10 protein-coding genes are annotated in these 12,217 nt (G+C 46.0%); 2 read left to right on the top strand and 8 right to left on the bottom strand.

Annotated features, from left to right (window positions below; translation table 11 throughout):
• Positions 1-139: 139 nt before the first annotated feature.
• On the top strand, positions 140-313 hold the full coding sequence (locus tag ACESON_RS10230; protein WP_177958985.1) for a hypothetical protein: 174 nt from the start codon (positions 140-142) through the stop codon (positions 311-313).
• 173 nt (positions 314-486) lie between these two features.
• Here the strand turns inward: ACESON_RS10230 and gdhA are convergent, their stop codons facing one another.
• The 7 genes from gdhA to ACESON_RS10195 form a co-directional block, all read right to left on the bottom strand.
• Positions 487-1,821: an NADP-specific glutamate dehydrogenase gene (gdhA, locus tag ACESON_RS10225; protein ID WP_177958991.1), complete on the bottom strand. Its 1,335-nt coding sequence runs from the start codon at positions 1,819-1,821 to the stop codon at positions 487-489.
• Between the two features lie 277 nt (positions 1,822-2,098).
• The gene (locus ACESON_RS10220; RefSeq protein WP_373109679.1) at positions 2,099-4,225 is read right to left on the bottom strand and encodes a heavy metal translocating P-type ATPase; all 2,127 of its coding nucleotides are present in this window, start codon (positions 4,223-4,225) and stop codon (positions 2,099-2,101) included.
• A gap of 80 nt (positions 4,226-4,305) precedes the next feature.
• Positions 4,306-4,608: a DUF6110 family protein gene (locus ACESON_RS10215; protein ID WP_373109677.1), complete on the bottom strand. Its 303-nt coding sequence runs from the start codon at positions 4,606-4,608 to the stop codon at positions 4,306-4,308.
• A 133-nt stretch (positions 4,609-4,741) separates the two neighbouring features.
• On the bottom strand, positions 4,742-5,119 hold the full coding sequence (locus ACESON_RS10210; RefSeq protein WP_177958982.1) for a cation transporter: 378 nt from the start codon (positions 5,117-5,119) through the stop codon (positions 4,742-4,744).
• A gap of 68 nt (positions 5,120-5,187) precedes the next feature.
• On the bottom strand, positions 5,188-7,194 hold the full coding sequence (gene feoB, locus ACESON_RS10205; protein ID WP_373109676.1) for a ferrous iron transport protein B: 2,007 nt from the start codon (positions 7,192-7,194) through the stop codon (positions 5,188-5,190).
• A gap of 92 nt (positions 7,195-7,286) precedes the next feature.
• Positions 7,287-7,499, bottom strand: a complete 213-nt coding sequence (locus tag ACESON_RS10200) for a FeoA domain-containing protein (RefSeq protein WP_177958980.1) — start codon at positions 7,497-7,499, stop codon at positions 7,287-7,289.
• A gap of 270 nt (positions 7,500-7,769) precedes the next feature.
• On the bottom strand, positions 7,770-9,635 hold the full coding sequence (locus tag ACESON_RS10195; RefSeq protein ID WP_373109674.1) for an ABC-F family ATP-binding cassette domain-containing protein: 1,866 nt from the start codon (positions 9,633-9,635) through the stop codon (positions 7,770-7,772).
• Positions 9,636-9,934: 299 nt separating this feature from the next.
• Between ACESON_RS10195 and ACESON_RS10190 the strand changes: the two genes are divergently transcribed.
• Entirely contained in the window at positions 9,935-10,180 is a 246-nt protein-coding gene (locus tag ACESON_RS10190) for an HPr family phosphocarrier protein (protein WP_177958978.1), read from the top strand.
• Between the two features lie 90 nt (positions 10,181-10,270).
• Here the strand turns inward: ACESON_RS10190 and ACESON_RS10185 are convergent, their stop codons facing one another.
• Positions 10,271-11,908: an ABC-F family ATP-binding cassette domain-containing protein gene (locus tag ACESON_RS10185; RefSeq protein ID WP_373109672.1), complete on the bottom strand. Its 1,638-nt coding sequence runs from the start codon at positions 11,906-11,908 to the stop codon at positions 10,271-10,273.
• Between the last annotated feature and the right edge of the window lie 309 nt (positions 11,909-12,217).

The raw sequence follows: 12,217 nt of genomic DNA, 5'->3' as shown, positions 1-12,217 counted from the left end.
TCCATTTTCATATTTATAAAATCTTAACAGGAGCGCCCAAACGCCAATCCAAAACTAATGCAGAATCCTTTATAATATAATTAAAGATAACAACTAAACTGACACAATAAAAAAGAAGCCAGGAAAGGAAGGTGACATTATGGCAGCGGTAATCATTATTGCAATCATTTGTTTTCTGTTTATTATGGGGTATCGGTTTATGGAGAAATTTGACGGATTTCTCAGCACCTCTGCCTGCGTGCAGGAGGAGGAAATCCTGGATCGAAAAAATCGCCGTTTTTCGTTCCATATGACCTTGAAACAGGCCTCCTGACCTTCTTTTCCTATGGTTCTGAAGCAAAATGGGCTGCGGAAAACAAAAACTGTTTTCCGCAGCCCATTTCTCATCCTTTTTCTGCTTATGGTATGGGGGATTCAGCAGAATTTTCTGTCCCGGCAGACTGAAAATACCTTCTGCCGGGACAAGGGAAACAAATACTTCCCGATTTATACAACACCCTGAGCAATCATGGCTTCTACAACCTTCTCAAAGCCTGCAATGTTGGCGCCTGCCACATAGTTGCCCTCTACGCCGTAGCGCTTTCCGGCATCATCCACTTTTGCGAAGATATTTACCATAATGTCATGAAGTTTTGCATCTACCTCTTCAAAGCTCCAGGACATTCTCAGGCTGTTCTGGCTCTGCTCCAGACCGGAGGTTGCCACGCCGCCTGCATTTGCTGCCTTACCCGGCATAAACAGCATTCCGTTTGCCAGGAAGAAATCGGTTGCTTCTCTGGTGGAAGGCATATTCGCACCCTCGGCAACTGCGAAGCAGCCGTTTGCCTTTAATGCCTTTGCATCATCCAGATTCAGTTCATTCTGGGTTGCACAGGGCAGAGCAATGTCGCAGGGAATGGTCCAGATGCCCTTGCCTTCTGTATATACAGCGCCCGGAACAGCATCTGCATACTCTTTGATACGTCCGCGGCGTACTTCCTTAATCTCCTTTACAACATCCAGCTTAATACCGTCCTTGTCGTAAATATAACCGTTGGAATCGCTCATGGCAACAACCTTTGCGCCCAGCTGCTGCGCTTTCTCTGTCGCATAAATTGCCACATTTCCGGAACCGGATACCAGAACCCGCTGTCCCTCCAGAGTCTTTCCATTGTGCTTTAACATTTCATCCAGAATATAAATCAGTCCATAGCCGGTTGCCTGAGTTCTTGCCAGAGAACCGCCAAAGGTCAGACCCTTACCAGTCAGAACACCCTCGTATAATCCAGTCAGTCTCTTATACTGGCCGAACATATAGCCAACCTCTCTTCCGCCAACACCAATATCGCCGGCAGGAATATCGGTATCCTTGCCAATGTGGCGATACAGCTCAGTCATAAAGCTCTGGCAGAAGGCCATGATTTCACGATCAGATTTGCCCTTGGGATCAAAGTTTGAGCCGCCCTTACCGCCGCCCATGGGAAGCCCGGTCAGAGAATTTTTCAGAGTCTGCTCAAAGCCCAGGAATTTTAAAATACTCTGGTTTACAGACGGATGGAAACGCAGACCGCCCTTGTAAGGTCCGATAGCGCTGTTAAACTGTACACGGTAGCCCTTATTCACCTGTACATTTCCCTTGTCATCCACCCACGGAACCTTGAAGGAAACAATTCTTTCCGGCTCTGTAAAACGCTCCAGAACACCAGCCTTGCGATATTTCTCTTCGTTTGCGTCAATTACCAGCTTTAAAGAGTCTAATACCTCTTTTACTGCCTGATGGAATTCCGGCTCGCCCGGATTCTGTTCAACAACTCTGTTATAGATCTCATCAACATAGGACATTTTCATTCTCCTCCTTGCATTTCCCATAAAATTAAGAAAGAATGTGCTTCGGTACATTCTCGCGCTGAAGCACAGCTGTATCAACAGCCATTTTCCACTGGCGCACAATGCGCAGCCTTGCGGTAAAATTCTCTTCCGCCGCATGGCGATCCCTGCGAAGCGCTTTCTTTCACAGGACGCAATTTCCTATGAAAGAAAGACAGGGCTCTGCCATACGGCAGAGCCCCTTCGCTCGTTTCTTTTCGTAGAAAAATTATAGCAACTTAATCTTCTAAAGTCAATATGTCTGGAAAGATTTTTCACTCTTTTTCGGCAGACTATGTCCCTTGTCACAAAGAAGACTTCTCATACTATTCAGGCTTATTGTCAGTGTAGACATATTGTGCAGCAGAGCAGAGGCTGTCGGCTGAATCCATCCAGCTACGCCCAAAACAATCAGTCCGCTGTTAATTCCAATAATTTCTTTGTAATTTTTATGAATCCGCCGCATCATGGCATCAGAAAGATATTTCAGCATAACAATTTCGTGCAGATCCTCCGCCTCAATCATAATATCCGCAATCTCTCTGGCAAGCTCCGCACCACCGCTGACAGCAATTCCCGCATCTGAAGCAGACAAAGCCGGCGAATCATTGATTCCGTCTCCAATCATCACTACCTTCCTGCCTGCCGCCTTTTCTCTTTCAATAAAATCCGCTTTATCCTCTGGCAAAACCTCTGAATAATACTCGTCCACACCAACACGCTGGGCAATGGATGCTGCCGTTTTCTCACTGTCTCCCGTCATCATGACAATTTTTGAAATGCCTGCTTCCCTAAGAAGTTGAATAACCGCTTTCGCCTCCTCCCGCAGAGGATCCTCAATGCAGATAACTGCCGCCAGTTCTCCGTCTACTGCCAGATACAAATGGGAATACTCCTCCGGCAGCTCCTCAAACCTCTGTTGGTATTCCGGACGTATCCGGCATTTCTCATCTTCAAAAACAAAATGCCTGCTTCCCACAATTACCCGCTTTTCCTCTATATAAGAAGAAATTCCATGGGCCACAATATATTCTACCTTTGAATGCATTTCCTCGTGGTACAGTTTTCTCTTTTTTGCAGCCTCCACCACAGCCCTGGCCATAGAATGCGGAAAATGCTCCTCTAAACAGGCCGCAATGCGCAGTGCCTCCGACTCCGGATAATCTCCAAAAACAACCACCGCTTTTACTGTCGGCTTTGCCCTCGTCAGGGTACCTGTCTTATCAAATACAATCGTATCCGCCTCTGCCACCGCTTCCAGATATTTGCCGCCCTTTACCGTCAGTCCGGCCTGCCCTGCCTGCCGGATTGCAGAAAGTACGGCAATTGGCATAGCCAGCTTCAGAGCACAGGAAAAATCTACCATAAGAACGGAAAGAGCCTTTGTCACATTCCGGGTCATCAGCCAGACCGCGCCTGTTCCCAAAAGGGTATATGGCACCAGGCGGTCTGCCAGATGCTCTGCCTTGCTTTCCAGACCGGATTTCAGTTTTTCCGACTCCTCAATCATAGCCGCGATTTTTTCAAACCGGGTTGAACCGGAAACCGCTCTGACCACAATCTCCAACTCTCCCTCTTCCAAAACAGTTCCTGCAAATACTGACTGACCCTCCGTCCTTCTTACAGGAAGCGCCTCACCGGTTAAAGAAGCCTGATTCACCATACCTTCCCCGGCAGACACCTCTCCGTCAAAGGGAATCACCATTCCCATATATATCACAACCGTATCTCCCGGCAAAACCTTCGAGGAAGGAACCAGGATCTCCTGTTCTCCACGTTTAAGCCATACCTTTTTTACCTGAACCGACATGCTTCGCGCTAGATCTCCCACTGATTTTTTGTGGGTCCATTCTTCCAGCAGTTCTCCGATTCCGAGAAGAAACATAACCGATCCGGCTATATTAAAATCCCCCCGCAATACAGACACACTAATAGCTGTAGCATCCAGAACCGGCACCTCGATCTTTCCTCTGGCCAGACACCCAATTCCTTTTCCTATGTATCTTACTGCTTTCCATCCAAGCCAAAGTTTTCTGACCGGACTGGGAAGAATCAGCTTTCCTGCATAATGAAGCAATGTTTTTTCAATCAGCTGTTCCCTGTAAAAGGTATTCAGCGTCCGGCCTGAGGATGCCAGAACCTGCTCCGGTATCTCCGCAGTTTCAAAGCGAAACCGCCTTAAAATCCAAATCAGCTTTTCTCTGTCTCCTGTATAGCAGATTGCTGCATCTGCGGTACGCTCATACACCTTTACGTTTGTAATGCCTTCCTGCTTTTCCAGAAACCAGCAAAGAGTATCCGCCTCCGCATACGTCATCCTGCTCCGAACGACGTGAATGCGAAGGCGGCCTTTTATTTCATGCTTAATAATAAAATTCATGTGAATTACCTGTACGATTTATTCTGATTTGTTTGTGTCTTATTTGTTTTTCTTATTAGTTTTTCTTATTTGTTTTTTCCTTATTTCTCCTCTTCCTGCTCTTCCTCACCGGCATCTTCGAACAGCCCTCCCTGAACCTGCATGGCCGCCTCTTCGGCCCGCTTTTCATTAATCAGCTGCGCCTCTGCAAGAATATCTTCCGCATTTTCCTGAACAGCCTCCGCTGTTTCCATTACACACTCCTTTGCCCGCAGAACAGCCGCTGTACAGTTTGTATACACTCTTTTTGCATCCTTACTGGTAAGAAGCTTTACTCCCGCAGTTCCAAACAGGACTCCTCCTGCAAAAATTCCAATTTTCTTCAAAGCAGAATCACTAAACATAATAAATACCTCCTGATTATTTGTGTTGATAGCCCGTATAAAATACCATGATAAAGCAAAAAACTGCAGCCCAGGCCCAAAACCTATGCTGTTTCACTACTGTCTTCACCTCCTTTCCAATGCAGAAGCAGGCTTATTCCTGAATCGAAATCACCGTAAATCCAGCCTTTTCTACAGCCTGAATCAATACGTCTTCCTCCACTTCCCGATCAAATGCCAGCCTTGCACATCCCTTCTCAAGATCTACCTGCGCAGAAACACCCTCTATTCTGTTCAACTCATCCGACACGCTCTGTACACAGCGGGCACAGTGCATTCCTGAAATCATCATGGTTTTTCTGTCAATTACAGATCCCTCCAGTTTTTTCCTTTTCACTTTCTGGCTGTTATGACATGTGCCTCCAGCAGGACATCCCACGCACTTTACTCCTCTTCGTTTTGCCCTGATAAGATAAGCTACCGCTCCTCCTACCAGAACAACCAGAACAGCTGCTCCTATCAGATTCTCCATAGTATCCCTCCTCTAATTGAAAAGCGGCAGGCAAAACAGCAAGGTTTCGCCCGCCACCCGAATATTCCTTATGATCGTGCAGCATGTAAGCTGTATTCAGAAGCAAATTCCTTCTCAGATTTGCGGATTCTCCACAGAACAATCAGCGCAAATACAAGAACTGCAATCAGTCCGGGAACAAATGCAGTTCCAAGAGAACCGGTTGTTACCCATGTGCCGATCTGATATACCAGGAATGCCACGGTATAGCCTGTGCCAAGCTGAAGACAAATTCCGCCCAGCAGCCATTTTCCACTCTTCATTTCAGAATTCATAGCTCCCAGAGCTGCAAAGCAGGGCGGTGTATACAAGTTAAACATCAGATAAGCCAGAGCCGCTGCCTTCGTCAGTCCCATAACCGCTGCCACTTCACTTCCGCTTCCAACCAGTGCCAGCTCTTCCGTATCGATCAAACTTGTCACACCATATACCACTGCCAGTGTACCAACCACATTTTCCTTTGCAATAAAACCAGTTACTGCCGCTGCCGCAAGCTGCCATGCGCCAAATCCCAGCGGAATAAACAGAAGGGCAAAGGGATGGGCAATCGAAGCCAAAATGGAGGTTCCTTCTGCTCCCTCCCCAACCAGCTGAAGCTGCCAGTTAAAGCTCTGCATAATCTGTACTGCGGTGTTGCACACCAGAATAATGGTTCCAGCCTTGACAATATAGGCCTTCCCCCGCTCCAGCATAGAAATGCAGGCTCTCTTCAGGCTTGGAATTTTATACTCCGGAAGCTCAATGATAAAAAATGATTTTCTGTATTTCTGACCGGTAATCTTTTTCACCAGCAGAGCGCCCAGAAGCACCAGCAAAATTCCAACCAGATACATGGTTGCAGAAACCCACCATGCATCTGCAAAAAACGCCCCCGCAAACAGCGCTATAACCGGAATCTTTGCTCCACAGGGCATAAAGGGTGTCAGCATGGCCGTAGTCCGGCGCTCTCTTTCATTACGAATGGTACGGCAGGCCATAACACCGGGAATCGCACATCCTGTACCAATGACCATCGGAATGACAGATTTACCGGAAAGTCCGACACGCTTAAAAATCGGATCCAGAACTACGGTTGCTCTTGCCATGTATCCACAATCTTCCAACAGTGCAATCAGGAAATACATCACCATAACCAGCGGAAGGAAGCCAACCACTGCGCCAACGCCGCCGATAATACCATCAACAAGAAGCGCATATAACAGAGGACTGGCATTTTCCATCTTTCCGCCAACCCAGCCCTGGAAGGCTTCAATCCATCCTACCAGCCAGTCAGCAATCCAGGTTCCCAGTGTTGTCTGTGAAATATAAAATACCAGGAAAATCACAGCCACAAAAATCGGAATTCCAATGATCTTATGAGTAATGATGGCGTCAATCTTATCCTGAATATTTTTATCCTTCGTAAATACCTTTCGCTTTTCTGCCTGCTTTACAATGCTGTTCACAAAAGCGAATCTCTTTCGATCCTCCGCCTCTACAGCCGCCTTATCCTTCAAATCAATATCTGCCTGGACATAAGGCGCTCTCTGCCCCATTCCAACCAGCTCTGCCGCGGCATGAACAGCCTCCTTCAATCCCTCATGACCGGAAGAAGTTGAAACCGTCTTGATAACCGGGCATCCCAGCTTTTCAGAAAGAAGCTTTTCATCAATCTTCGTCTGCTTCTTTTCCACCAGATCGCTTTTATTCAATGCAACCACCACCGGAATTCCCAGTTCCAGCAGCTGCGTAGTAAAAAACAGGCTTCTGCTTAAATTCGTGGCGTCCACAATATTAATAATGACATCCGGTTTCTCATTCTTCACATACGCACTGGTAATGCTTTCCTCTGACGTAAACGGAGACATGGAATAGGCGCCCGGTAAATCAACCGCAACAATCTCTTCCATTCCGTTATAATAGCTCTTTTTTATCGGGCTTTCCTTTCGCTCCACTGTAACTCCCGCCCAGTTGCCGACATGCTCATTTCTGCCGGTCAGGGCATTATACATGGTGGTTTTTCCACTGTTCGGATTTCCTGCAAAAGCAATCCTCATAATCCTGCCTCCCTTATGGTATTATAATTTTCTAACCTTAATTAGCATACACTAACTGTGTTCCCAAAAAAATAACAGTCTTGATGCTGTTCTTATATTGAAATAGCCTTCGCTAAATCAGTATCCATATTATAACGTCCATCCTTAATAGAAACGACGCATCCGCCTTTCAGATGAGAAACTACTGTAATCGGCTCGCCGCTGTAACAGCCTAAGGAAAATAGAAAAGCGGTCAGTTCTTCATCCTCTGTTGCAATATCCTTTACGATATATTCTTCCCCTTCTTTTGCATTCAGCAGATTCATTTTTATAAATTCACTCCTTTAAACGCCTTCGGCACTGAAAACCTTTTTCCATTGATTGATTAATTTATTCTCACTTAAGTTAGTTTACTCTAATTGCAGTTTATTGTCAATTACTTTTTTGCGTTTTTTTAATTTCATGTAACATATCACATAAGTTTCTTCTCAAAATCCATATCAGAAATAACCGAATCCCATAAAGTTCTGGAAACAAGCTTGGGGCTATCGCAAATTAGTGCAACAGCCCCTTTAAACCAGAATTCTATAATCCCCTTATTGCTCCGCAATCCTTGCAGCCAGATCCTCCAGATACATCCACCGCTCCATTTTCTCCTCCAGAGCAGTCTCTGCCTCCTCCTTTTCCGCCATCAGCTGATTCAGCTTTACAAAATCATGGGCAGAGGCCTCTATAGCCTGATCCAGTTCGGCAATCTTTTCCTCAAGAGCTGCCATATCCGCCTCTATGGTTTCATAATCCTTCTGCTCTCTGTAGGTAAACTTCAGCTTCTGCGGGCCGCGGGTCCGCTGTCCCTTTTCTTTTACAGGCGTTTCCTGCTTTGCCGCTGTTCTGCTGCCGCCCTGTTCTTCCTCTTCCAGGGCAGCCTCTGCTGCCTTTCTGGCTGCATAATCCGTATATCCGCCCTCATACTGTCTGAGCTTTCCATCTCCCTCAAAGGCAAAAATACGCTTCATGGTACGATCCAGGAAATAACGGTCATGGGATATGGCAACCACAATTCCCTCATAGCGATCCAGATAATCCTCCAAAATCGTCAGAGTGGCAATATCCAGATCATTGGTAATCTCGTCCAGCAGCAGAAAATTAGGAGAAGAACAAAGCACACGCAAAAGGTTCAGCCGTTTTTTCTCACCGCCGGACAGCTTTCCAATGGGACTGTACTGTTTCTCCGGTGTAAATAAAAACTTTTCCAGCATAGCCGAAGCAGATAAAACTCCATCCACGGTCTGAATATACTCTGCCGTATCCTTCACATAATCAATCACCCTCTGCTCCGGATTCATATAAGAAAAATCAATGCCATGGCTGTCTGCGTCCTCCTCCGGCACTTCCGATGCAATCTCCTGGGCATAATATCCCATTTTCACCGTCTGCCCCACAACAACCTGACCAGAATCCGGAGCAAGCAGCCCTGCAATTATTTTCATCAGCGTGGACTTTCCACATCCATTAGAGCCAATAAAGCCTACCCGATCACCCTTTAAGAAAATATAACTGAAATCATCGATCAGCTTTCTTTCCCCGTATCCCTTGCAGATATGATCCAGCTCAACCGTTGTCTTTCCCAGACGTGTGGAAATCGAGCTTAATTCCAGCTTTGAATCCTGTACCGGAGCTTCCCGATCCCTCAGCTCCTCATATCTCTGAATGTGAGCCTTCTGCTTTGTAGAACGGGCCCTTGCCCCTCTGCGCATCCATTCCAGCTCTACCCGCAGAATAGACTGGCGTTTTCTCTCACTGGCCGCCTCCATGTCCTCTCTCTGAGCCTTCAGCTCCAGAAAGCCGGAATAATTGGTCTGGTAGCTGTATACCGCGCCCTTGTCTATTTCCACAATTCGATTGCAGACACTGTCCAGGAAATAGCGGTCATGGGTTACCATAATCAGAGCGCCTCTCCATTTTTTCAGGTGCTCCTCCAGCCAGTCCGCCATATCATTATCCAGGTGGTTAGTCGGCTCGTCCAGCAGTAAAATATCTGCCGGGGAAAGCAAAACGGAAATCAGCGCAAGCCGCTTTCTCTGTCCTCCGGAAAGCTGACCTGCCGGCTGTTCAAAATCCCGGATTCCAAGACGGGTCATCATGGTCTTTGCATCACTTTCGATCGTCCAGCGGTTTTCCTCAGACACATTGCCCGCCAAAACGCATTCCAGACTGGACATCTCCGGTTCAAACTCCGGATGCTGAGGCAGATAGCGGATAACCACATGATTAGCTGTTGTAATCGTTCCCTCATCCGGCTCTTCCATTCCAGCCAGCATTTTCAGAAGCGTAGTCTTTCCGGTTCCGTTAATGCCGATGATCCCGACCTTTTCTCCTTCCTGCAGGAAAAATGATGCCTGATCAAATATTTTCCGTTCTGCAAACACCTTTGTTATCTTCTCAATATTAATTAAATTCATTGCGGTATCTCTCCCTTTATATTTCCTGTAACAGGAGCTGTTTTGCCAAAATCTGACAAGAACTTAAAAAAATAAAGTAATATTGTGCGATAATTATAATTATTCATCGCTTTTTATCGAAATCTTAATGCATTTTCTCTATAAAAACATTGTTTTCTAAAAGAGTTTATGTTAAACTGCTTATATCTGATTTTATCTGAAGCATTTGTATTTCATTTCTGTCACCCGTTCACTTGCACCGTAACCCATTCACCCGGCTTCTGCAAAAGGATATTTGTGCATACCAAGGGGGAATTATTATGATATCCAGGCAGGTAGACACATGCCGGCGCTACAGACCGGTGCCGCTTTCCTTTCTCATTGACACAGCCAACGCATTCCTTTGTGATATTTTTGTAGAATGCGACAATATTCAGGTCAATGTAAAAAACTACGACGAGATGATTCGCAACCTGCGATTCCACGGCAAAACTCTCCGTTTTTTCTTTAACGGTCAGGATGAGCTGGACGCAGAAAAAACTATCGAAAGGATTTTTCAGGCATAACAACAATGAATAACCCAGACAATCCAAAGAGAAAAAGGACAGCCCTTTTCCATTTCATTCCAATGATGAAATCGAATAGGGCTGTCGCTTTTAGTTGTCCTCCTCCTGCTTCTCTGATACAGAGAATACAAAACGCTTTCTTGCCATCTCATCGCTTTCCAGATACTCATCATAAGAAGTAATCTTATCAATCAGCTGGCCATTTACAATTTCCATAATGCGGTTTGCCGTAGTCTGCACGATCTGGTGGTCACGGGAAGAGAAAATCAGCACGCCCGGGAATTTTACAAGACCTGTATTCAGGGCAGTGATTGACTCCATATCCAGATGGTCGGTCGGCTCGTCCAGCATCAGAACGTTGGCTCCGGAAATCATCAGCTTGGAAAGCATACAGCGCACCTTCTCACCTCCGGAAAGCACCTTCACCTTCTTTACGCCGTCTTCGCCGGCAAACAGCATACGTCCCAGGAAACCGCGAACATAAGTAACATCCTTTTCCGGAGAATACTGAGTCAGCCAGTCTACAATCGTATCATCACTGTCAAACTCAGCGCTGTTATCCTTGGGGAAATAAGACTGGCTTGTGGTCAGTCCCCATTTATAGGAACCCTCATCTGGCTCCATCTCTCCTGCCAGAATCTGGAAGAGAACGGTCTTGGCACGCTCATTCGGGCCAACCAGGGCAACCTTGTCATCCCGGTTCAGAGTAAAGGTCAGGCCGTCTAAAATCTTCTCACCATCAATGGTCTTTGTCAGATTCTCTACCTTCAGAACCTCATTACCGATCTCGCGTGCGGGACGGAAATCAATATACGGATACTTACGGCTGGAAGGCTTAATATCGTCCAGCTCAATTTTTTCCAGGGCACGCTTTCTGGAGGTTGCCTGCTTGGACTTGGAAGCGTTGGCAGAGAAGCGCTGAATAAATTCCTGCAGCTCCTTAATCTTCTCTTCCTTCTTCCGGTTTGCCTCCTTCATCTGCTTAACCATCAGCTGACTGGACTCATACCAGAAATCATAGTTACCAGCATAAAGCTGAATCTTGCCATAGTCAATATCAGCAATATTAGTGCAGACCTTATTCAGGAAGTAACGGTCATGAGAAACGACAATTACCGTATTTTCAAAATTAATCAGGAACTCCTCCAGCCATGCAATCGCATCCAGATCCAGATGGTTAGTCGGCTCGTCCAGAAGCAGAATATCCGGATTTCCGAACAGCGCCTGCGCTAACAGCACCTTTACCTTCAGGGCACCAGTCAGATCCTTCATCAGGCTGTAGTGGAAGCTGGTATCAACGCCCAGACCGTTTAACAGGTTCGCTGCGTCAGACTCGGCTTCCCAGCCGTTCATCTCTGCAAACTCACCTTCCAGCTCTGCAGCCCGGATACCGTCCTCGTCAGAGAAATCCTCTTTCATATAAATAGCATCTTTTTCCTTCATTACCTCATACAGTCTCTGGTTTCCCATAATAACCGTATCCAGAACCGGAAACTCATCGTATTTAAAATGATCCTGCTGCAGGAAGGATAACCGCTGTCCTGCCGTAATCACCACATCTCCGTTGGTGGGCTCTAACTGTCCAGAAAGAATCTTTAAAAATGTAGACTTTCCAGCTCCATTAGCACCGATCAGGCCGTAGCAGTTGCCCTCTGTAAATTTAATATTTACATCTTCAAACAATGCCTTTTTTCCTACCCGGAGGGTAACACCATTTGCACTAATCATGTTTTAACACCTTTCTTCCTCTCAAATCAATCTGTTTTTTGTTCTCACGAAAACATCAGAAGGAAGCTCGCCTGCGAGCATTTTTCTAATATCACAGGTGTTTTCCTATGACATCAGAAAAAATGGGGGCATCTGCTGTCCCCATCCTCTGTATCACTTTCATTGTACAGGAAAATCTTGATTTTGCAAGCATTTTTCAAGATTTTCCCCTTTCATTTCCGGCTCTTGGACTGGAGAACTGCCTTTCACTTCTTTTTTCTCCGTTTTTTTCTTTTTGGCACTTAATTAATTTAAGTTTTATATTAATTT

The organism is Lachnoclostridium sp. Marseille-P6806 (assembly GCF_964238185.1).
In the GTDB taxonomy this organism is placed as follows: Bacteria; Bacillota; Clostridia; order Lachnospirales; family Lachnospiraceae; genus Brotaphodocola.
Note: the sequence above shows the minus strand (reverse complement) of the source record. Positions and strands in the feature narration are given on the sequence as shown.

Excerpts from the sequence above, each read along its gene's own strand:
- ACESON_RS10200 (WP_177958980.1), bottom strand. The coding sequence starts at position 7,499 with ATGAATCTGCTGAATGCAAAAGAAGGGGAAGAATATATCGTAAAGGAT.
- ACESON_RS10210 (WP_177958982.1), bottom strand. The coding sequence starts at position 5,119 with ATGGAGAATCTGATAGGAGCAGCTGTTCTGGTTGTTCTGGTAGGAGGA.
- ACESON_RS10190 (WP_177958978.1), top strand. The coding sequence starts at position 9,935 with ATGATATCCAGGCAGGTAGACACATGCCGGCGCTACAGACCGGTGCCG.
- gdhA (WP_177958991.1), bottom strand. The coding sequence starts at position 1,821 with ATGTCCTATGTTGATGAGATCTATAACAGAGTTGTTGAACAGAATCCG.
- ACESON_RS10185 (WP_373109672.1), bottom strand. The coding sequence starts at position 11,908 with ATGATTAGTGCAAATGGTGTTACCCTCCGGGTAGGAAAAAAGGCATTG.
- ACESON_RS10220 (WP_373109679.1), bottom strand. The coding sequence starts at position 4,225 with ATGAATTTTATTATTAAGCATGAAATAAAAGGCCGCCTTCGCATTCAC.
- ACESON_RS10230 (WP_177958985.1), top strand. The coding sequence starts at position 140 with ATGGCAGCGGTAATCATTATTGCAATCATTTGTTTTCTGTTTATTATG.
- ACESON_RS10195 (WP_373109674.1), bottom strand. The coding sequence starts at position 9,635 with ATGAATTTAATTAATATTGAGAAGATAACAAAGGTGTTTGCAGAACGG.
- ACESON_RS10215 (WP_373109677.1), bottom strand. The coding sequence starts at position 4,608 with ATGTTTAGTGATTCTGCTTTGAAGAAAATTGGAATTTTTGCAGGAGGA.
- feoB (WP_373109676.1), bottom strand. The coding sequence starts at position 7,194 with ATGAGGATTGCTTTTGCAGGAAATCCGAACAGTGGAAAAACCACCATG.